Annotated in this window: 17 protein-coding genes; all 17 read right to left on the minus strand. The window is 48.0% G+C overall.

The features are described from left to right. Positions 1-98: 98 nt before the first annotated feature. Positions 99-2573 (minus strand): stage II sporulation protein E, encoded by a 2475-nt coding sequence (gene spoIIE / locus HPY31_RS26360; protein ID WP_016740927.1) that lies wholly within the window; start codon positions 2571-2573, stop codon positions 99-101. 481 nt (positions 2574-3054) lie between these two features. Continuing rightward, complete coding sequence (locus tag HPY31_RS26365) at positions 3055-3363, minus strand: FtsB family cell division protein (protein WP_064202221.1); 309 nt, start codon at positions 3361-3363, stop codon at positions 3055-3057. Between the two features lie 18 nt (positions 3364-3381). Further along, positions 3382-3954: a spore cortex biosynthesis protein YabQ gene (gene yabQ / locus HPY31_RS26370; RefSeq protein ID WP_172143051.1), complete on the minus strand. Its 573-nt coding sequence runs from the start codon at positions 3952-3954 to the stop codon at positions 3382-3384. Continuing rightward, positions 3951-4235: a sporulation protein YabP gene (gene yabP, locus HPY31_RS26375; RefSeq protein WP_007726414.1), complete on the minus strand. Its 285-nt coding sequence runs from the start codon at positions 4233-4235 to the stop codon at positions 3951-3953. Before yabP ends, yabQ begins: the two co-directional genes overlap by 4 nt. Positions 4236-4358: 123 nt before the next feature. Continuing rightward, positions 4359-6395: a copper amine oxidase N-terminal domain-containing protein gene (locus HPY31_RS26380; RefSeq protein WP_172143052.1), complete on the minus strand. Its 2037-nt coding sequence runs from the start codon at positions 6393-6395 to the stop codon at positions 4359-4361. Between the two features lie 139 nt (positions 6396-6534). Further along, positions 6535-8670 (minus strand): GDYXXLXY domain-containing protein, encoded by a 2136-nt coding sequence (locus HPY31_RS26385; RefSeq protein ID WP_172143053.1) that lies wholly within the window; start codon positions 8668-8670, stop codon positions 6535-6537. Between the two features lie 109 nt (positions 8671-8779). After that, positions 8780-9073: an RNA-binding S4 domain-containing protein gene (locus HPY31_RS26390; protein ID WP_012683879.1), complete on the minus strand. Its 294-nt coding sequence runs from the start codon at positions 9071-9073 to the stop codon at positions 8780-8782. Continuing rightward, positions 9063-10532 (minus strand): bifunctional methyltransferase/pyrophosphohydrolase YabN, encoded by a 1470-nt coding sequence (yabN, locus tag HPY31_RS26395; RefSeq protein WP_172143098.1) that lies wholly within the window; start codon positions 10530-10532, stop codon positions 9063-9065. Before yabN ends, HPY31_RS26390 begins: the two co-directional genes overlap by 11 nt. A gap of 9 nt (positions 10533-10541) precedes the next feature. Further along, positions 10542-12206 (minus strand): putative polysaccharide biosynthesis protein, encoded by a 1665-nt coding sequence (locus HPY31_RS26400; protein ID WP_172143054.1) that lies wholly within the window; start codon positions 12204-12206, stop codon positions 10542-10544. Between the two features lie 108 nt (positions 12207-12314). Next, entirely contained in the window at positions 12315-12857 is a 543-nt protein-coding gene (spoVT, locus tag HPY31_RS26405; protein ID WP_012683876.1) for a stage V sporulation protein T, read from the minus strand. 234 nt (positions 12858-13091) lie between these two features. After that, positions 13092-14159 (minus strand): peptidylprolyl isomerase, encoded by a 1068-nt coding sequence (locus tag HPY31_RS26410; RefSeq protein ID WP_172143055.1) that lies wholly within the window; start codon positions 14157-14159, stop codon positions 13092-13094. A 40-nt stretch (positions 14160-14199) separates the two neighbouring features. Next, a complete protein-coding gene (gene mfd, locus HPY31_RS26415) occupies positions 14200-17748 on the minus strand; it encodes a transcription-repair coupling factor (protein ID WP_172143056.1) in 3549 nt (1182 codons plus the stop codon). A gap of 146 nt (positions 17749-17894) precedes the next feature. Then, a complete protein-coding gene (locus HPY31_RS26420; RefSeq protein ID WP_007726431.1) occupies positions 17895-18125 on the minus strand; it encodes an anti-sigma-F factor Fin in 231 nt (76 codons plus the stop codon). 61 nt (positions 18126-18186) lie between these two features. Further along, positions 18187-18756 (minus strand): aminoacyl-tRNA hydrolase, encoded by a 570-nt coding sequence (gene pth, locus HPY31_RS26425; RefSeq protein WP_064202230.1) that lies wholly within the window; start codon positions 18754-18756, stop codon positions 18187-18189. A gap of 104 nt (positions 18757-18860) precedes the next feature. Then, complete coding sequence (locus HPY31_RS26430) at positions 18861-19469, minus strand: 50S ribosomal protein L25 (RefSeq protein ID WP_172143057.1); 609 nt, start codon at positions 19467-19469, stop codon at positions 18861-18863. Between the two features lie 90 nt (positions 19470-19559). Further along, on the minus strand, positions 19560-20510 hold the full coding sequence (locus tag HPY31_RS26435; protein WP_007726399.1) for a ribose-phosphate diphosphokinase: 951 nt from the start codon (positions 20508-20510) through the stop codon (positions 19560-19562). A gap of 22 nt (positions 20511-20532) precedes the next feature. Next, on the minus strand, positions 20533-21918 hold the full coding sequence (gene glmU, locus HPY31_RS26440; RefSeq protein WP_087350655.1) for a bifunctional UDP-N-acetylglucosamine diphosphorylase/glucosamine-1-phosphate N-acetyltransferase GlmU: 1386 nt from the start codon (positions 21916-21918) through the stop codon (positions 20533-20535). Between the last annotated feature and the right edge of the window lie 136 nt (positions 21919-22054).

Genomic DNA, 22054 nt, shown 5'->3' on the forward strand with positions numbered 1-22054 from the left:
TTTTGTCAGTCCCAGCTCCGTGTAGCGAACGTTCTTCTACTTCACTTCGCAGGATATTTTTAGCAACAGTATCGACGGGTAATAGAAAAAACATACTCCTAGCTCACAATCCGTGGACGCTCGAGCTTCTCCATGCCATGTACCGCGATGGCAGCCCACTGTGGTACAAAGCGGTCAATGCGCGCCACCAACACGGTCATGTCATCAACAATTTGTCCGGAATGCTGGCGAATGACTTTTTCCAATAGCAAATCAGCGACCTCCTGTGGATCATTCGTCTCCAGTTCGCTGATGATTCGTTTCATCCACGCTTGCCTGTTTTCAATATGGCGCGGCGCTTCATAGATGCCGTCGGACATCATGACGAGCAAATCACCTGGCTTGAGCATACGAGATACGACATCCACCTCGATTTCTTCCAAAATTCCAACTGGCAGGTTGTTGGCGGTAATCGTGATGACATCCTTATTTCTTTTGACAAAGCTCGGGGTGGAGCCGATTTTTACAAAACGGGTATGAGCGGTTTGCAAATCGATCAGAGCCAAGTCCACCGTCGCGAACATTTCCTCCTTGGAGCGCAGGGCGAGCACGGAATTAACGGTTTTGATCGAAATTTTTTCGTCCATGCCAGAACGCAGAAGCTGTTGGAGCATATCGAGAGCGGATTGACTCTCTATGGATGCCCGCTCGCCATTTCCCATTCCATCGCTGATCGCCAGCGCCATTTTTCCATTCCCCAAATCCATCGTGCGGAAGCTGTCACCAGATAGTAGCTTTCCGTCTTTGGCTGCACCTGCAATCCCAATATCGATCTCATACGTTTTGGCGGAAGCAAGGCACATCGTGCATGAACCGTCTTTTTGCGCTTCACAATGCCGCTCGCGAACCACAATGTTTTCTCCCAATATCTCCGTGAGCATGGGAGCCACGATCTTCGCGCATTCATCGCGGCCATAGCAAGTCGGCTGACTGATTTCGATATCGACCTTCCCTTCTTCCAAGCTGTGTATTTCTACGCGGCGTACCGACAGACCCAAGCCCTCCAATGCTTGTGAGACCTGCTTTTCCTGAAAGCTCAGCTCCATTCCCTCTCGCTGTATTTCCCGGGCAAAATCACTCATGACCCGAGAGACTCCAGATAGCTGGTCAGCTACGAGCATTCTGCTTTCCTTTATCTGCTTTTTCAGTTGGTCAAACGATTGCTGGCGATCGTATTCTTGCTCCATCACAGTCATTACCTTTTCTGTTTTGACACACTTGCGCTCCCAATCACGGGGCGGAGTAACCCCAGCCAATGTACCGTGCTCGTACACTTTTTCCCTTAAAAATCGCATGCCCTCATAGGTAGATTGTGTATCTTTTTCCCAGCATTGTTCTTTTTTCCAGCATTTTTGGCAGGTGAATTCAGATACACGGCTGAGAAAGGCATCTGCTTGTTCTTCTATTTCTTCAGGATCGGCTGTCTGGGCAAAGCTATGGGAAAGTTGCGTAAACAAGTCGGAGAATTGCTGGATTTTGCCCGCCGTCACATCGCGGACTCGGCGCATGTATTCTTGATGGGATTGTAGATTCTCAGGAGTCCCGGGGATAAATCTCGCTACTTTTTTCCAAAGAGCAGCAGGGGTTAGAATGAAGAGCACAATGGCCAAGGAGGTTTCGATTAAGGAGAAGTAGAGTGTCTCTTCTGCTCCACCGTAAATCGCGAGAATAGCCGTACCAATTAATAAGCCTGCAGATACGCCCACTTTTCCGCCTTCCTTTAGCAAGCCTGCCAAAAGACCGGAAAAAGCAAGCAGATTGATTTGTAAAAGAGCACTCACATTAGCCAGACTGAGGATGAGACCTGTAACCACACCAACAGCCGCACCGATCGTGCCACCACCGACAAAAGCAAACACAAGCAGCAAATAGCGTGAAAGTACATGCTCCATCGAAATGCCTTCGACCATCCAATCCACAGTACCCGTCATCAGGGAAGCCAGTAAAATGACTAACGAGACGATCTCTTCATTTTTGAGAGGCTCATAAGGCTTCGCCAAATGAATGATCGATAAGGACTGAATGAATATGAGCGTCAGCACAAAGCCAAGGATCGCTTCTACTGCAACCATCACGAGCTCGTAAGTCGTTACCTGATTGGTCAGAACCGCATACAACAGACGGCTGATGAAAATCGTCCCGACAACCAGCAAAGGCGTCCGTGAAAAATCTTTCTTACGCATTTTATTCATCAGTTTGCAGGCAAAGAAAGCAAGTATCACGCTCAAGGAGGTTTCCAGTCCAACTGGCACTGACTGGGTAAAAGCACCGATAATAAGAGCCATCCCCGTGACAAGCAAACAATCTCTTCGAATATAAAACATGACAATGAAATACGGTATAGCAAAGGGAGTTAGCTCCTCCACAATCAGAGCTCGTCCTAATAAGAAGCCCATAAGGATGGGGAGAACATTCCACTTCTCTATGAAATCTGCTACTTTTTCTCCCCACGTCTGGGCAGTGGTACCCATTCGATCGGACACTTGCCGCGTCCAAGCATGTCCGGCTTGTGTTACGTTTTTGTTCGCAATCATTTCGCTCCACCCCGTTCTTGGTCAATGTGTTTCTCCATTATACGGAGGGGGCATTGTAAAATTTGTCAAAAATCCAATGAATATTCACGGAATCGTGCGACAAATTCAGTAACGCAAATGGACAAAAAAAACCGACGTTATGGCGGATAACGTCGGCTGACAGGTGATTCGCGCTTTGCGAAACGGGCTTAGGATACTGTATTCGTCAAGACTTTGAAATGACCTTCCTATTTTTACATTCAAAATACACTTTCCACAAAGAAAGAAAAGTCATAATTTTCCGAATTAAATAAGGGCGACCGCGGCCCTTTTTCTATACGCTTTTCTTCAAGAGGGACTGTTCCCGCTGATAGCGGGGTGGCTGTCCCGGACATAGACGTCAGCAATTTCACTAATTTGCACCAGTCCGGTACATCGCCTGAGAGATGAACAAACACTCCGACGTGGAATGTCTCCCTCTCGTAGAAGATCAGCTGTATACTCAATCCGGAATCATATAGATGCTTTCGCCTTGCTTGGTAAACAAAATTCGCTTACGTACCAGCTCTGCCAAGTACTCCTGATCGTTTAACCGACTTGCTTCATAGGTCAGATCGTCTTGCTTTTGCTGCAAGACCGCTGATTCTTGCTTCAGGACTTCCAGCTCTGTCTCCTTCTTGGACAACTCGCCACTTTGCAAAAACAAGGTATAGCTAGTCCAGACGAAAAAGCACAGGATCACAAAGAAAAAGAGACGCATTCTCCTTCTTTGTCCTTTTCGGTTAATGGAAGAGGTTCTTGATTCCTTCATCAGTACGCCACCTCGAATCTACTCCCGCTTTCTCTTTGAGTGAAACCAATTCTTCCAATTGGTCCAAAATCCTGTTGTTTTTCCGTACATTTTTTTCCCCAAATGTTGACCCCATCTGGCAAAAGGAGAGGTGACAAAACGCGTCACTTTCCACAAAAAGCCGAGGATCGCGAGCAACACGGAATACAAAAATGTCAGCACCATGATGATCACGCGGAACAGAAAGAGCACAGGACGTACTAGCAGGATGTCTATAATTTTTACGACCGTACGGTAAAACCACTGACAGAATTTTATCACGCGGTGCAAGAAAAGGATATACTTCTTACTACCTAATAAGAAATATAGCCACGCGCCAAATATCATTCCAAAAAATATCGGAAACCGAATGATCCCGTCGTTCACTTTCACCAAAACTAAGAAGACAACGCCCATACTGCCCACCCAAAAAAGGATGTCAAAGAAAAAGACCAACCAGAGTGGCAGTCTGGCCCTGCCCTTAAATACATGGTACGTATCAAATCCCATCCCCATCAGTGCACCACACGTCGACATGGCCAATACCGTCTGCAACTGGATAACGATGTTCACTTGAATAACTTGCCGAAGAATCCTCTCGACCGATCGCCGGCCTGCCCTTGCTCCAGATAGGCCATCTCGTGAACGAGCCCCTCGATCGCTACTTCTCCGGTTTCCAGACTCAGATTTTTCATATGCAGGTTTTGGCCTCGTATGGTTAAAAAGCCGCCGTCCGTCTCCAAGAGGAATTCTTCGCTGTCAAAGCTTTCGACGTTTTTTACTCCCGAAATCGCTAAGCTGCGACGATTAATCATCACGACTTCATGACGTGGCCGTCTCGTGTGATCGTTCATGATTACTCCCTCCTCACGTACCCTTCTTGTACTATCGTATGGGGAGGGATGTCCTGTTAGAACAAAAACGGTCCATACACAAAAGAAAACCCCGTATAAATACGGGGTTTCGTCTCACTATCTTTACTTGTAAACGGTGTAGTTCCCGTTCACGTAGATGATTTTGTAACCGGTACGCTCCGTGATGGTTTTCAGAGGTAGGGTAGGAACGTTGTTTTTCAACTGAACCGCTGCAGGCAGCGTTACATTCTTGCCATTGATGGTCGCTACGTTTGAACCGACCTTGAATTGCATGACCGTATTGCCGCTTACGACTTTTGCCGTTGTTTTGGTGTAGCTGATCGAGAACCCGAGGGCATCACGGAAAAACGTAGTTGGCATTAGCGTGTTGCCATTGACGGTATACGGTGCCACTGCGAGTCCGGTTGTTTTACCAGCCTTCGTAAAGGAAGCGACGCTCTGCTTGAAGCTAACACCATTCAGAGCCACGATGGTCGCCGGACGGGAGAAGAGCAGGCCTCTCTCCTCGGAGTTGTAGACGCCAATGCTGTACACACCTGGAGTAGCCGGATTCACAATGCCAGCTGTCTCGGCGATATTGACCTGAGCTACTGTTTTTGCCGGAATATCCTGGGCAGGAATAATAATCAGATTCTGTCCGCGTACACCAACAAAGCTAGCGGCCACACCGTTCACCGTTACTGTGTTCGCTGGCAAGTAAGCTGGAACACGGAAGCCAACTGGGAGTACGACTTCAATGAAGCCCTGATTACGAACAATCGGAGCACCCATCGCTTTGATGCCGATTGAAATACCAGCAGGAGTAGAGGCAGTCGCTCTTGTCAGCCCAACCGTTGCCAATGTATTATCCACCGCGACTGGTGGAGTCACTCCGGAAACTTGAAATTCCTTCGACTTATAGGTCTTGTTGTCGATCTTGGCCGTCACGGTATAGGTTCCCGCTGTTCTCGGAGTGGTCAAGTAGCCTTCGAATGCAAACTTGATGCTCGCGCGATTCGTACTACTGAATCCGTAGGGTGTGCGGAAATAAACCTTATTCCCCAACACGCTTACATTCGTCACTTGTGCGCCATTGACAGAGACGCTGTTACTGGTAAGAACCGGTGGAACGGTTACTCCATTTGGGAATTCGACTTCGATTTCTGCGTTCGACCCCAGCTTGTTGGAAAGATCCACGTCAAATGTATAGCTCGTACGCGCTCCTGCTGCACTATCCGACAAAGAAACGGTGAATGGCGTATTGCTTGTGTTTGTAATCTCTACATCTTTTGACTTGTATTCTTTGCTGTCATATTCGACTTCATACGAATAGTATTTGTCTGGTTTCGATGGGTTTACAATTCCCGCGGAAGAGGTAAACTCCAGCTTTATGTAGCTATCTCCGTCTGCACCGCTCGGGATCTCAATCCGAATCGAGTCGCTGTCAAGAATCGAGACGTAATCCGGTTTGTAGCCGTTTACCTTCACATCAGATTTGCTGATGCTCTTTGGCAGCATGTCCTTGGAGGGGAAATTGACATAAATGTATTTGCCCTCTTTCAGCCTGCTTTTCGAGCTGAGATTAAATTTTCCGAGCGTTAAGGAGATGGAATCCTCGGCATTTTTACTGCTAGGGGAAGCCTCGAAGTCACCCTTGCTACTACTGCTACTGCTGCTAGACGAAGATTTGCTGATCGTAATCTTGTCGCCCTTGTAGCTGGTCTCCGCACTTGTTTTCACTTCGATTTCGTAGCTACCCTTGTCTTCCGGGTTGGTGATATTATCAATGGTTAGTGTAAGCACAGTGCCTTTTCTGATCTTCTCATCGACTTCGACCTCAACCACATTTTTGCTTACGGATACGCTGTCGATCGAAATCTTGTCATTATCGTCATCTTTTAGCGTGACGTCCGATTTTTTCAATTTTTTATCTACCGAATAGTCAGATGGGAACCTAACGAAAATACTGTCGCCTGATGATAGGTCCTTATTGATTTCGAACTCAATCGTATATTCTGTTTCCTCGTCCACACGTGTACTGTCTGCAGAAACATCCTCGATAGAGAGAGCATAAGCCGCTTTTGGCTCGAGCATCACTGGACTTGCCAGTACCGCAGTGGCTAGCAGCACTGAGATCCCTTTGTTTACGCTTTTGTTCAACGGTAACGCCTCCTTCTCTAAAGTTCCCTACTATGATAGGAAATGTTCGGCAGGAAAGGGTTACAGACTGGTAACGAATGATTTTCCTCACGCAAAAGCAGCTGCCCGATGACACAGGCAGCTGCTTCTTTTGAAATATCTACTGGTTCGACAGGCTCTCCAAAATGGCATCGCCTCTCTCGCCAATTTTCACAATAGCGTATTTGGCATTCCGCTCCACTTCAAGTCCGGTTCCTTCCGGGACAAAATAGCTTTCTATGCCGTATTCCACTCGATTGCCACCGATTGTGCTTCCATTCATGATCACATCGGATGGCTGAGGCTCGTAGGCCCGATTCCACCGACCATTGAGCTCATAATAGCCACTGTAGCTGTGCAAGCCATTTGCTTCTTGACGGAGTACGACACGAATCTTATCCCCTGAGTCAACCTGTTCTTGGTCCAATGCAGATATGGTGTAGCCAAGTCTGACGTAATCCCCTTGCAGCAACGAACGCGGATCGATTGGGACCAGCTCCAGCTTCACCGTTTTTCCGTTGGCCAGGATCGTCTCACTGCTCCATACTTGATAGCCAATCAAAACAAATTGCAGCAAAATGACAGGAAGCAACACAAGCGCTTTTCTCATAAAAAGGGACGGTTCGCTTTTTGGCCACTCGATTTTCGCCCTTCGATCCCACCACAAGGTAGCAATAAAAAACACCAGGCTGAGCAAAAGCAGGCTCAGTGACTTGTGCAGCAAGCTCCATAGCATGTCGTAGTACTTCATGAGGAGAAAGGCAAACCAGAAACCGAGCACGATTCCGAATCTCACCCTATTTTGCTGATGCAATGTCCGGTACAACAAATACGTGCTGACTGCGAAAAAAGCCAGATTCACGACCACATTCATGGAGCCTGATTGAAAGCTTTTCTCCGTCAGGATCAAAAGCGAGAGTAAGGCGTACACCAACGAGCTGTTTTGCAAAACGACTGGCAATTGCTTTACGTAATGCATCGCCATCTGCGTAGCAAAGATAATTACGAGCACATATTCAAAGGAAGGCAGGTACTCATCCAGCTTCGTAGCGAGGACGACTAAAAAGGTCAACTGTGTCAAAAGCCGCGCTGGAATGGCAGAGACAGCTTTCCACACGTATAACAGTACCAACAGGAAAACGATCCAATAAGCTCCTTCTAAAAAGAGAACAGAACCGATACCAAATATATAGCCCATTGTAAGCAGCGTATATCGTACCGTTGTATTCATCCTGCTCATAAGCACCACTGGGCCAATAAAGCCAATTAATGAAAGGAAAAAAAGTAAATCAATAACCACTTCGTCTTGAATGATCAGAAAAAGCAGACCTGCTATCGAAGAGGTTCCAATGGATGCGGCAATGGTTGTGACGAGAACCGTGAATGCCTCTTGAAAGAACACAACCCATTTGCTTTTTTGATGGGCTGATTCCTTGCGTAGCCAATTAATCCCTGCAACTGCTCCCCAAACAATGAGTACAGTCAGCAGCAGCATGAAAACAAAGAAGCTTTCTGAGAAATATTGCACCATGTAGGATATGAAATTAGCGAGCACAAACAGCGCGAGCAGCGATGCCGTCACAATCAGAAGCCCGCGACTCGGCACCCATTTTAAAAACGTGACAAACAGAATCCCGCCCGTCAGGACATATAAAAGCTCAGGGAGCGGACCATACACCTCGGTAAAGGATGAAACGAAAAGACTGAGGGAAAACGTCAGAAACGATAGGTAGTAAATCGGCTTGGAATGCCATTTCCCCGTAGAGGTTAACCAGAACAGGACCATATTCCCCAACGCAATCAACCAAAAAATCATGAACCACCACTCGTCTTCATGGGCTACATGAATGACGGTTGGATGGAGAAAGAAGTAAATCGCCAAATGAGCCAGGACATAGCTGATGACATAGAATGGCTGATAGCGCGTGAAAATCGCGAACAGCAAATTCGGTATGAGCCATACGACGAAAAGCATATAGCTGTCGGCATGTGAATTGTATATTTGCCCCAACAATGCCACACTGGTGCCAAAAGCCAAGCCTCCAGCCACCAGAAGCCAATTGCTCAAAAACGAATGTCGTTTGATAAAACGCAGTCCATAGGATAATAAATAAAAAAGGACGAGGATTGCCACACTGACGCCGATCTTTTGTTCCCTGACCATAAGCGGCCAGTTCGAAGCAAAAAAGTATAGGATTGATGATAACAGAAGCGAAATGGACAAAAAGTAACCCGTTCGAACCCCGTTTTGTTGCATACAGCACACATCCCTTCGGAAATACCCTCAAGTACTCCCATTATATCCCTTCGTTTAAAAAAAGCCTAAAAAAAGACTGCCATCCCGGCAGTCTCTGTTCGTATGCACATTACCCTTTGAGGTAAGCATCTTCTTCTTTTTCATCCCGCGGAACAGGAACTTCGCCGATGACGGTATACAGCGAAGCCGCTTCTTCTTTGCGTGGGTTTTCTTTGATATCCTCTACTTTTACCGAAACGATTTTTTGTCCGAAACGGATTGCCAGCTTGTCGCCGATTTTCACATTACTGGATGCCTTTGCAGGGCGATCGTTAATTTCCACACGCTGTTTGTCGCACACTTCTTTTGCGAGCGTGCGCCGCTTGATCAGTCGAGACACTTTTAAGTATTTATCAAGTCTCATGTTTGGCTTCCTCCCACCATTTGTCCATTTCTTGCAGGTCCGTCTGCTCAAAGGTACGGCCCGCTTCTTGCAGCTTGCCTTCAATATAGGAAAAGCGCTTCTTGAACTTGTTGTTGGTCAATGCGAGGGCTTCCTCCGGATCGAGCCCGAGGAAACGCGCCAGATTGACTACCGCAAATAGTAAATCACCCAACTCGCCAGCTCGTTCTTCCTCTGATGCTTCTTGTAGTTCGTGGTATTCCTCTTCTACCTTTTTGAACACGTCTGCAATATCGTCCCAGTCAAAGCCTACTTGGGCTGCTTTCTTTTGCAGCTTGTACGCATACATTAGTGCTGGCAAGTCGCGCGGTATTCCCGCCAACTGTGATTGAGCCGTTACATCGATGCCTTTTGCTGCTTTTTCCTGTGCTTTGATCTCCTGCCAATTCGCCAGCGCTTCCTCAGAATCATTCGCGCTCTTTTCCCCGAATACGTGCGGGTGGCGGCGAACTAGCTTTTCATTCAACGTCGCGACAACATCCTCTACCGAAAAATATCCATCTTCGGCTGCCATCTGCGAATGGAGCATGATTTGCATCAACAAATCACCCAGCTCCTCACACATCGCATCTGGATCATCGTCGTCGATCGTCTCCAAAACCTCGTACGTCTCTTCAATCAAGTTTTTGCGGATGCTTTGATGTGTTTGCTCGCGATCCCACGGGCATCCATCCGGACTGCGCAGGATCGCAACGATCTCCTTCAAGTAGGAGAATTGGCGGTACGACACCTTCTCGTCCTTCGTCGGCGGTACATACACCAGGGACAAATTCCCGAAATGATCGAGTCTGTCCAGTTCATACAACGGGACTGTCTCAATGATTTCTTGTCCCGCTACCCCTACGGCTGTCGCTACCGTCACCTCGTAATCATCTGGCAGCACTTCCATTAAGGTCAGCTTCACATCAGAGGCGACAAACGCATCGTACACTTGCGCGATAATCGTGTGCAGACCCGGTGATACTTGATGAGCAGCGAGCGCCGTCCCATCCAGCAGAGAGAATCCCTCAATCGGATCGATATGTAGGCGGGCAAACAACGGATCGATAAAGCTCTGTCCACCGCCAATTTTGATTTCTACGCCACGGTTTGGTCCCTCTGCCAGCAACAACTGCACGGTACGTTCCGCCACCAAAGGATGACCTGGCACGGCATAGACAAGGCTGCCGGCTTCGTTTACCCGTGAAAAAAGCCGTTCTACAATATCCGTGTACACATCGGAAAACGTATCGTGCTGCTCATATACATCGTCAAAGGATTCAATCGTGATGCCTTCTGCGATCAACTCGGCTACGACCGGATGCTCTTTCGTGCGCAAATACAGCTGTTTGGCAGCTTTAAGCGTACGATAGATGCCATAAGGAAGCTGGTCCAAATCTCCGGCACCAAGACCGACTACGGTAATGGTCTTATTCTTCATTTCCACTTGTCACGCCTCCTTTTCGTTCATTCTCGCCTTCTCCGCTGGGAGGAGCTTGTATTTCGTTAACAGCGAAGCAATTCGCTTTCCTTTAGGCAAAAATTGAATATCGCTTCTCGTAAGTCCACCCGTTTTCAAAAGCGCCAGCAAATAGAACAATGCTCCAAAAGCGACAGCAATCAAGCCTACCAGCGTATAGAACAAGCGATTGGAAAGTCCGGCACTGGCCAGCATTGTATTAGCGAGCCACTCCACTATCAAAACAACAATCGACATCACAACGACAGACACAAATGGCTTTTTCACTGTTTGACGGAATCCAATGTTTGCTCCCGTGTATTTAATTACCGCTAAAACGTTTAGTCCCATGGCAACCAAATAAGCTAAAACGGTGGACACTGCTGCACCAGAGATACCCCAGAACGGGACGAGTGCCAGATTGAGAATGAGCTTCACCAATACACCAATAAACAGGTTGCGGGCAGGTCGCATTACACGCCCCAAGCCTTGCAAAATTCCCGCGCTAGCAATACTCACTGTGGCGAAAATAATCGTGAAGGACTGTACAGCGAGGGCCTCGGTACCGTTGCTATCTCCGTAGAGCATGACGTTGATCGGCTCCGCCAACAGAGCAAGACCAAAGGAAGCAGGTAATCCCAGAAGGAAGGTCAGTCGAATCGCCACTTCGGAACGATGAGAGATCAATTGATGCTGACGCTGGGCAACAGCTTCACTGATCGCAGGCACTAATGCCAGCGACAAGGACGTGGCAAAAAACGTACCAAACTGAATGAGTGGTTGACCACGGTCAAATGCACCCTTCAAAAGCTTGGCCAAGTCCTCCGGGGTCCCGCTCCATTGCAGCATATTGACGACGGTCATCGAGTCTACAAGCGGAACAAGCGGCAGAACCAGTGCGCCCATACAAATCGGAACGGCATAGGTCAAGAGATGACGAAGTATTTGACGATTGGTCCACGGTTGCACGGATGATTGCTGAACCTGACCCATGGACAGCTGCCCCATCTTCTTGTCCGCTCTCCAATACCAAAGCAAGACGAGAATTGCTGCAATGGCACCTGGAAAAGCAGCAAAAACGGCACCTGTACCTGCCAGGTAAGGGTCCTGATACACGTTCATCGCCCAGAATGCAGCAACCAGAATGAAAATCACACGAATGAACTGCTCAGCAACCTGAGAGACGCCAGTCGGCATCATGTTTTGATGCCCCTGAAAATAGCCGCGCAGGATCGCAGCCATCGGTACCAATGGCAGTGACCAAGCTACCGCTCGGAGCGGGGTAATCAAATGCTCATCACCCATCATACTGGCAATAATAGGTGCCCCTCCATATAACAGTAAGAAGAAAAAGATCCCGAGAACGACCAGCGATATACTGGCTACTCGAAACGCCCTGCGTGCCCCGATCGCATCCCCGACAGCGACGCGCTCGGAGACGATCTTGGAAATGGCAATGGGGAAACCCGCCGTCGCTAGAATCAACAACGCGGTATACAGCGGGTATACTTGCATATATACGTACAAGCCGATATCTCCGGCAATGTTTTGGTATGGGATGCGGTATACAGCGCCTAAAAGCTTGGAGACAAGACCGGCAATTCCAAGTATCGCCGCGCCTTTCACAAATTGAACGGAAGCTTTTTCTTGACCCATGTGAGTGAAATTTCTCCTCTCCAACCTAAAACTTCGTTCATTATACCACAAGGCCATAGGCACAAGAAAAACAGCCCCGGGGTACGAGGCTGTTTTTGCTGAGCGATCTTACTGCTCCATCTGCTTTGCCAGGAAACCGGCCGCTGTTTCCGACATTTTGATCTCCAAATCACTCATCTTCGTTGACTCGTTTTTGTTGAGGAGGATCACGGACCCGATTGGATCGCCTCCTGCAACAATCGGTGCGATGACGAACGAGCCCATCGTCTCGTTCAAATCACGACAAATTTCATAAGAGCCTGCGTTTTTCTCCAATCTGGTCTTTCTTTCCTCCAAGCATTTTTCAACAATGCTGCCAATTGGTTTCTCCAAATATTCCTTTTTGGAGGCCCCTGCCACTGCAATGACAGTATCCCTGTCTGAAATCAGTACGGTATGATTCATGCTTTCATACAAAGAGTCGGCATACTCTTTTGCAAAATCACCCAATTCTCCAATCGGTGAATATTTTTTGAGAATGACTTCTCCGTCACGATCCACAAAAATCTCAAGCGGGTCGCCCTCACGAATGCGCAGTGTACGACGAATCTCCTTAGGAATCACGACCCGACCGAGGTCGTCAATTCGACGAACGATACCAGTTGCTTTCATGTCTTGTTGCCTCGCTTTCCCTGAGAAGTGGGTAGTGAATAGATGGTGGTTGGTTGGTTGTATTTTTTCCTCAAATTCTAATTTTAACTATGGGTGATGGTATCAATTTTTGCCAGTTACTTCAATTACTCTCCCCCGGGTGGTAGCGAGTGATAATAGTATTTGCCCACGTTTGAAGAATATGCGAGAAAACGAAAAAACAGGGAAACGAATTCCCTGTTTTCTTCGGACTTCTTATTTTTTTGCTGGAGCATCATTTTTGGACTGCGGGATGTTGAATTTCGTAATGAGCTTGTCCAGCTCAGTCTTGCCGAAAGTATCGTACGCTTTCTCCAAAGAACTCGCACGGAGCTGTTCTTTCATCTCATCGAAGGTCTTTTCTTTGCGATTCTCGACCTTAATAATATGGTAACCAAAATTAGTTTTTACTGGCGGTCCAACTTCACCGACTTTTTGTGTCAGGGATGCTTCTTTAAATTCTGGTACCCATTGCGTTACATCCGCATTTTCGTACAAGCCCCCAGACTGTTTGCTGCCTGGGTCATCCGTGAACTCTGTTGCCAGCTTCGCGAAGTCTTCACCCTTTTTCAGGCGCGCTTCCAAGTCGTTGGAGATTTTCAACGCCTCTTCTGGTGTGCGCTTTTCGGTAGAGATCAGGATGTGGCGAACAGAAGCAACGGTACGGGAAGCTTTGTCCATTTGATCATAGGTTTGCTTCAGCGTAGCATCGTCGATATTCTTTTTCATCACATTGATGGACTGGTTGATCAAGTCCATCTGATTGATGATCATGTCCTTGGTTACGCCTTGGCCATCCATGAGCTTGTTGAACTGAGCTTCATCCTTACCCAAAAAGCTCATGTACTGTGTTTTGATTTTCTCGAAAGTTTTCTCAGCGAGTTCTTTGGACTCTTTTTTCATAGCGTCGTCGGAACGGCTAGCCAAAACCTTGGTAGCTGTGAACTCACGGGCAAAAGCCTTCAGTGATTTGCTATCAGCCATTTCAATCATGGTACCTTGTTGTGGGTTCATGAAGTTAATAACACGCAGGAACTCTTCGAACTCTTTTCCTGTTACAGTTCCTCCTTGATACTCCACAATGACCGCTTTCTGGTCTGCTGCGTAAGGCAGAGTGAGTTTAGGGAATTGTACCAAAGGATCATTAGCAGCTTGATTACTGCCATCTGTCTGATTCGCTGGAGTTTTTGAGTCTTGTTTCGCTTCTTCTGCTTTTCCACCGCAACCAGTCATGAGTGCCACGACCAGAACAGCCGAAGATAGAATCGCTACAGAACGTTTCATAAATAAGGTTCTCCCTTCTCAGGCAAGCCCATTTTGTCCGTTAAGACACAGGGCTCTCCGTACCGGTGTCTCTTCGCACCTGGTGAAATTGACGCAGCAGCTTTTCAACCAACTGCACGCCCTCATCTTCTTTTAACCCCTTTACTTTAACAGCAATCGTGATCTGTTGTCCACCCGACAGCCCAACCCTCTTGCTCCAGTTACTGGTAAGCGCAAACAGCGCTCCACCATCGATATTGTTGTTCTGACTAGGGTGCAGTAACAATTTAATCTCGTCTGGATTCTTCTGGCTAATTTCGGTGATGTGGTGCTTCAAGGCATACACCCGCAAACGGGAAATTGTCAACAGATTATCAACCGGCTTCGGAACTGGTCCAAAACGGTCTAGTAGCTCCTCTGCCAAATCGTCGACGTCTTCCAAGGTAGACACCGCGACAAACTTTTTGTACATCTCGATTTTTTGTCGGCTGTCCGTAATGTACATCGACGGAATATAGGCATCCAGTTGCAGGTTGATCTCCACAGGTGTGACAATCTCTTGTTTGACTTCGCCCTTCAGCTCATCAATGGCTTCTTTCAGCATCTGGCTATACAAGTCGAAACCAACCGTATTAATAAAACCATGCTGCTCCGCGCCCAGCAAATTACCCGCTCCACGGATGGACAAGTCTCGCATCGCGATCTTGAAACCAGAGCCGAGCTCGGTAAATTCCTTGATGGCTTGCAGACGTTTTTCCGCTACCTCTGTAAGCACCTTGTCCCGTTGATACGTAAAGTATGCGTATGCAATTCGATTGGAACGACCTACACGTCCACGCAGCTGATACAGCTGAGACAAGCCCATTTTATCTGCATTGTAAATAATCAGCGTATTGACGTTCGGGATGTCCACCCCGGTCTCAATGATCGTCGTGCTGACCAATACGTCAAAATTCCCTTCCAAAAAGTCGAGAATGACGCCTTCCAGCTCGCTTTCGTTCATCTGTCCATGCGCTACAGCGATGCGTGCGTCAGGAACGAGCATCGAAATCTGCTCCGCCATCTGTTCGATTCCCTGTACTTGGTTGTAGAGGAAGAACACTTGCCCATCACGAGCCATCTCACGCTCAATTGCTTCGCGAACGAGAGCAGGGCTGTAATCCATCACATACGTCTGCACAGGAAAACGATTTTCTGGCGGCGTTTCGATGACAGACAAATCACGCACACCGAGCATCGACATGTGCAAGGTACGTGGAATCGGTGTGGCGGTCAAAGTCATGACATCCACATTCGTTTTAATCTGCTTCAGCTTTTCCTTGTGGCTCACACCAAAGCGCTGCTCCTCGTCTACGATTAACAGACCGAGCTCGCGGAATGTCAGGTCTTTGGAAAGTAGACGGTGCGTACCGATGACAACATCGACTGTACCTTCCTTCAGTCCTTTTAGTGTGGCATTCTGCTCTTTGCGCGAACGGAATCGACTCAATACCTCCACGCGGATCGGATATTCCGCAAAGCGCTCACGGAACGTCTCGTAATGCTGTTGCGCCAGAATCGTCGTTGGAACCAAAACGGCTACCTGTTTTCCGTCCATGACAGCCTTGAAGGCAGCACGAATAGCAACCTCAGTCTTCCCGTAACCTACGTCCCCACAAACGAGGCGATCCATCGGACGTTTGCGCTCCATGTCCGCTTTCACTTCCGAAATCGCGCGGAGCTGGTCTTGTGTTTCCTGATACGGGAACATCGCCTCAAATTCACGCTGCTCTGTCGTGTCGGGAGAGAATGTATGACCGACAGCAGATTCGCGGGCTGCGTACAGCTTGATCAAATCTTCGGCGATATCCTTTACAGACGACTGGACTTTGTTTTTGACGCGTTTCCACTCGCTGCCACCCAAGCTGTAAATCTTCGGCTGTGCCTCTTCACTCGCCACGTACTTCTGCACATGGTCGATTTGATCAATCGGAACAAACAGACTGTCTCCTGCTGCGTATTGAATATGAAGGTAATCTTTATGAATTCCGAGAATTTCCTTGGTTTCAATTCCGAGGTATTTTCCAATCCCGTGATTCACGTGAACGACGAAATCACCGGGCTTGAGCTCGAGGTAGTTTTTGATACGCTCCGCGTTGTTCATCGTCTGCTGAACTTTGCGCGCCTTGCGCTGTTTCGCGGTAAACACTTCACCTTCCGTAATAACAATCAGCTTGTTTAGCGGAAGCTCAAAGCCTGTTTGGAGGTTTCCTAAAATGATCGTAGGACGCCCCGGAGGTACTGTCTCGACTGCTTCTGTTAAAACATCCGCTTCCATTTCGTAGTCATGCAGGACACGCTCCAGTCGCTTCGCACGCTCCAAATCAGCTGCGACAAAGACGATCTGATCCTGGGACTTCTTCCAACGGGCCAGCTCTGTTTTCAGCACGTTCATCTGTCCATGGAAGTTTTGCATGGTACGACAAGTCAGATTTACAATGTTTTGCGGCTGGGTCTTTGGTGATTGTCTCAAAAATAGGGAGAGGTAAACGATCTGGCGCTTTTTCGTCGACACAATCTCGTCGTACGTGCGCGACAGGCTGAGATTGGACATATATTCGCCCTGGATGATGCGTCCCGTCAGCCATTCCCCTTCTTCTTTTTGCAGTTGCGCTGCCGTATCCAACACACGGGAAGGCTCATCAACGATCAGCAAGGTATCGGAAGGCATATAGGACAATAATGTATCACCCGTCGGGTAAATGACAGAGATGTACGAATACAGCTGTGCAAAACGCTGTCCCTGCTTCATTCTCTCTGCATCAGAGCCGATTCGCTCCATGACTTTTTCCTTAGCAGCCCCATCCTTCAAATTGGCGAGGGTTTCTCCCAGCTTTTGTTCTAAGCGAACAGCTGATTCCTGCAATAACGGAGTCGAAGCAATCATTTCTTTTGCTGGACCAAGAATATATGTCTGGACCGATTCCAAAGACCGTTGGGAGAGCATGTCAAACGTACGGATCGAGTCGATCTCTACATCAAAAAGCTCAATCCGCACTGGCCACTCCGAATCGATCGGATACAAGTCGATAATTCCACCGCGAATACTCATTTCTCCCTTGCGCTCAACCATGTCCACTCGCTCATAGCCAAGCTCAATACATCGGAGCAAAAAGGACTCGATATCGAGCTCATTACCGACGGATAACTGAATCTGTGCTTCCTTCCATACTTGCGGGGGAACAACCAAGCGACGCAAGCCAGCAAAAGGGGCAACCAAAAAACCCGTAAAGCCTTGGGCCAGACGGTTGAATACATGAATTCGCTGCGCCAGCATTTCAGGGCTGGCAATAGCAAGCTCAGAGCCAATCAGCTCATTACCGGGATAAAGCAACACCTGATCAGAGGGAACCAACTCGATCAAATCTTCGTATACTTTTTGTGCTTGGTACATGTTATGCGTCACTACACAGACCGGACGATCTGCCATTTGTTGCAATGACGCCATCAATACTTGCCGGGCGGAACCAGCTAAGCCAGAGACAAGCTGCTCATGTAGCCCCTTCTCCAAACCAGCCACGATTGTCCCGACGTTCGTGTCCTGTTTCATCGGGTTAATGATGACTTGCATTCACTAATCCCCTCTCTAATTCTTCTGTCAACTAAAATCAGAGCTTCGCTTACGCTCACAACAACCGCAGGTCAGCCATGCGAAAAGAAGCCTTAGCTCCCCAAGCTAAGGCCTTGTCAGTGCAAGCCTCCCTAATGCGTATCCACTTATTGAAGTGGGTTTCCGACTAGCGAAAGCTCTGGATGCTGAATCAGCGCTTCACGGCAGTAGTCGCACGTGATGCTGACGACCGTATCTCCACTTTGTTCTCTCGATATTATAAGAGCACGTTCCTCCGGGGTCAAGGAATCAAACCCGAGTTGCGCTTCTGTTACTTGCGATTCGTCAAATTCTGCAATCTTCATGCCGCAGCAACGACATGTATAGCGTATGCTCATGCACATACCACCCCCATACTGTTCCTATCGGTTAGTATGGACGAATGGGTGGGAAATCATACTACTTCTTCAAGCTGTTGTAATGGTTCATGACCTTTAAAAACGACTCTCTTGTCCACATGGCGCATGCATCAGCAGCCAAGCTCACCGCTTCTTGAATGTCGGCTCTTTCCGCCACTGGAAACGTATTCAAAACATAGTCGCTGACGCTCCGCCCTGGTTCAGGACGACTGATTCCGACCTTGATTCGTTTAAACTCCTGTGTGCCTAAATGCTGAATCATCGACTTGATGCCGTTGTGCCCACCAGCACTGCCTTTTTCCCGCAGACGAAGATGGCCGGTCGGCAAATCAAGATCGTCGTAGATGACGACGAGATCGTCCGGAATGAGCTTGTAAAACTTCAGGACTTCCGCAACCGATTCACCGGAGAGATTCATGTACGTCTGTGGCTTCACCAGCAACACCTTCTCGCCCTCGATTCGGCCTTCGCCCACGAGTGCGCGAAACTTGTTTTGTGTAACAGGAATTCCCCACTTGTCGCTAATCTTATCTATGGCCATAAAGCCAGCATTATGTCTGGTGTCTTCATATTTTTTGCCGGGATTACCCAATCCAATTATGACTTTCACACTTATTCCCTCCTACTCTCTTCCCATTGTACTCCAATGGTCACGTGAACAAAAGGAAAAGGGCAGAGATGAAATCACCTCGCCCTGCTTTTTCATGCTCTATTTTATTCGTTCGCAGCTCCTGCTTTTTCAGCCACTGCTTCTGCTTCTTGCTCCGCATCAATCGATTCTTCGGACTTGGCCTTAACTGGCAGGACACTGATCAACACTTCCGTGGAATCAAGCCCCAGCTCCACTCCTGGCGGGACTGTCAAATCCCCTACCAACACGACATCCCCGATGTTGAACCCGTCGACATCGACTAGGAACGATTCTGGTATATTACCTGGCAAGCAAGTCACTTCCACACTGTGGCGGACAAGGGTAGCTACACCCAATTCTGGATCTCCTGTCATGAGGACAGGGACAGACGTGTGTATTTTTTCATTCATATTGATCTTCTTAAAATCTGCATGCAAAATGTTCCCCTGCAAAGGATGCCGTTGCAGCTCATAAACCATGACATCATGCATGTCCCCGTCTACACTTAACCGGAATGGCTTGTTCGTCGCCTGGTGACGCAGGGCCGCATCCAGCTCTCTTCCTTTGACCTGAATCGGCTTATTGCCCACTTCGCTGCCGTACATAATACCGGGAACCCAGCCTTCGTTACGCAGCACCTTTACAGCATTGCCTGTCTTTTTTTCGCGAGACTGTGCCTGTAATTGTTCCACAAAAAAACCTCCTTCGGACCGCTAGTAAAAGTTTCCTCACTAGCTTGTCCATCGGAGGTTTAGTTCAACCCCCAAAGAGGGGATTGTATATTAATCGAACAACTTGCTTACGGAAAGCTCTTCGTGAACACGAATGATTGCTTCACCAATGATTGGCGCTACGGAAAGAACGGTAATCTTATCGATAATTTGTTCTTCTGTCAGCGGAATCGAGTTGGTCACAATCAGTTCCTTGATCTTCGAGTTAGCAATACGCTCAATAGCAGGACCAGACAGAACTGGGTGCGTGCAGCATGCATATACTTCACGTGCGCCTGCTTCTACAAGTGCACTTGCAGCCAGTGTGATCGTTCCAGCGGTATCGATAATATCGTCGATGATGATCGCTGTTTTGCCTTCGATGTTTCCTACGATGTTCATTACTTCGGCTACGTTTGGTTCTGGGCGACGTTTGTCAATAATGGCAATAGGCGCTTCCAGACGTTCTGCCAATTTACGAGCACGGGTCACTCCACCGTGATCTGGAGATACGACAACGATATCTTTCAGACCTTTTTCAGAGAAGTGCTTACCCAGGATAGGCACACCCAGCAGATGATCTACTGGAATATCGAAGAAGCCTTGGATTTGTGTTGCGTGCAGATCCATCGTAATCACACGTTGTGCACCTGCAGTCTCGATCAGGTTAGCAACCAGCTTAGCTGTGATTGGATCGCGTGCACGTGCTTTACGATCTTGACGAGCATAACCGTAGTAAGGAATGACCACGTTGATACTCTTAGCTGAAGCGCGCTTCAATGCATCGACCATCACCAAAAGCTCCATCAGATGCTCATTAACGGGAGCAGATGTTGGCTGAATGACAAATACGTCACAACCGCGAACGCTTTCATTGAGTTTGAGTTGGCATTCGCCATCACTAAAGCGCACTACTTGTGCGTTTCCGAGTGGTACGCCGATGTGTTCAGCGATTTCTTTTGCCAGTTCCGGGTTTGCGTTGCACGTAAATACCTTCAGTTTTGGGTCGCGGTAGTTAGCCATGATCTTCTCAAGAACCTCCCGTTTATGATTGCTTTTTGCCCTTGCGAGGCATTTTGTTCGCGTAATCGATTTTATTAACTTGACGCTCACGTGCGATCGCAAGCGCATTATCTGGCACATCTTGATTAATGGTCGATCCTGCAGCTACATAAGCATTTTGTCCAACTGTAACTGGCGCAACCAGATTGCTGTTGCATCCGATGAATGCCCCATCTTTTACTGTTGTTTTATGCTTCACTGCCCCATCGTAGTTGACGGTAATCGTTCCACAACCAATATTGACTCCGTCTCCGATTTCCGCATCTCCTACATAGCTGAGATGTGGAACCTTCGTACCGTCACCAATTTTCGCATTTTTCAATTCCACGAAATCACCGATTTTGGCGTTGCTTCCAATCTGTGATCCTGGTCGAACATAAGCAAATGGCCCGACAGAAGAATCGCTTTCTACACGCGAATCAACCATCACCGAGTAAGAAATGGTCACGCCACTCGCTACTTCCACATTCGTCAGATCCGCTTGGGGTCCGATTACACAATCAGCTCCAACGGTTGTTTGTCCACGCAGGAAAGAACCTGGGTGAATCACGGTATCTGCCTCAATCTTCACATCCGTTTCGATGTACGTAGAAGTTGGGTCGATGATTGTCACACCATTACGCATGTGACCAGTCATAATACGTTTTTTCATGTAGGCTTCTGCTTCCGATAGCTGCACACGATCGTTCACACCCATTGTTTCCTCTGGGTCAATTGCTTCGTACCCTACTACCTTTTCACCTGCATCACGCAAAATACCGACAACGTCTGTTACATAGTATTCGCCTTGTGCGTTGTCATTTTTCACTTCCGCCAAGGCTTTCCACAATTTTCGGTTGTCATAGCAGTATATGCCCGTATTAATTTCTCTGATCGCCCGTTCCGCTTCCGAAGCGTCTTTATGTTCCACGATTCGCAATACTTCGCCCGCCTCATTGCGCACGATACGCCCATAACCTGTTGCGTCAGGTAACACGGCGGTTAATACAGTTGCAGCCGCTTGCTGCTCCTCGTGATAGGTCAGCAAGGCCGACAACGTAGTCGCTGACAAGAGGGGAACGTCTCCATATAAAAGAAACGTAGTGCCTTCTTTATCTTGTAAAAACGGCGCTGCCTGCGAAACGGCATGGGCCGTTCCCAACTGTTCTTCTTGCAGTGCATAAGTGACGTCCTCGCCTAGCTTGGCACGGACAGCGTCAGCACCATGACCTACGACGACAACGATATCCTGAACCTGCATGGACGCCATCGTATCGACTACATGCTGAACCATTGGCTTTCCGCACACAGGGTGCAGGACTTTGTACAGCTTCGATTTCATCCGTGTACCCTGACCAGCAGCCAGAACCACGGCATGGATCTTAGACATGTCAACCCTCCATCGTAGAAGTTCCACAATGACTATATCCTAATTCATATGTGAATTTCAAGACAATCGATACAGGATTCTCCCTGATTCCTTGCATTGCCAGTAGTTAGACACAAGCCAGACAACATTTAATTTT

It is taken from the genome of Brevibacillus sp. HB1.3 (assembly GCF_013186635.1).
Classification (GTDB): domain Bacteria; phylum Bacillota; class Bacilli; order Brevibacillales; family Brevibacillaceae; genus Brevibacillus; species Brevibacillus brevis_D.

Excerpts from the sequence above, each read along its gene's own strand:
- HPY31_RS26390 (WP_012683879.1), bottom strand. The coding sequence starts at position 9,073 with ATGAGACTTGATAAATACTTAAAAGTGTCTCGACTGATCAAGCGGCGC.
- yabN (WP_172143098.1), bottom strand. The coding sequence starts at position 10,532 with ATGAAGAATAAGACCATTACCGTAGTCGGTCTTGGTGCCGGAGATTTG.
- HPY31_RS26365 (WP_064202221.1), bottom strand. The coding sequence starts at position 3,363 with ATGAAGGAATCAAGAACCTCTTCCATTAACCGAAAAGGACAAAGAAGG.
- yabP (WP_007726414.1), bottom strand. The coding sequence starts at position 4,235 with ATGAACGATCACACGAGACGGCCACGTCATGAAGTCGTGATGATTAAT.
- HPY31_RS26385 (WP_172143053.1), bottom strand. The coding sequence starts at position 8,670 with ATGCAACAAAACGGGGTTCGAACGGGTTACTTTTTGTCCATTTCGCTT.
- HPY31_RS26435 (WP_007726399.1), bottom strand. The coding sequence starts at position 20,510 with ATGGCTAACTACCGCGACCCAAAACTGAAGGTATTTACGTGCAACGCA.
- spoVT (WP_012683876.1), bottom strand. The coding sequence starts at position 12,857 with ATGAAAGCAACTGGTATCGTTCGTCGAATTGACGACCTCGGTCGGGTC.
- glmU (WP_087350655.1), bottom strand. The coding sequence starts at position 21,918 with ATGTCTAAGATCCATGCCGTGGTTCTGGCTGCTGGTCAGGGTACACGG.
- mfd (WP_172143056.1), bottom strand. The coding sequence starts at position 17,748 with ATGCAAGTCATCATTAACCCGATGAAACAGGACACGAACGTCGGGACA.
- spoIIE (WP_016740927.1), bottom strand. The coding sequence starts at position 2,573 with ATGATTGCGAACAAAAACGTAACACAAGCCGGACATGCTTGGACGCGG.
- HPY31_RS26400 (WP_172143054.1), bottom strand. The coding sequence starts at position 12,206 with ATGGGTCAAGAAAAAGCTTCCGTTCAATTTGTGAAAGGCGCGGCGATA.
- HPY31_RS26410 (WP_172143055.1), bottom strand. The coding sequence starts at position 14,159 with ATGAAACGTTCTGTAGCGATTCTATCTTCGGCTGTTCTGGTCGTGGCA.
- HPY31_RS26420 (WP_007726431.1), bottom strand. The coding sequence starts at position 18,125 with ATGAGCATACGCTATACATGTCGTTGCTGCGGCATGAAGATTGCAGAA.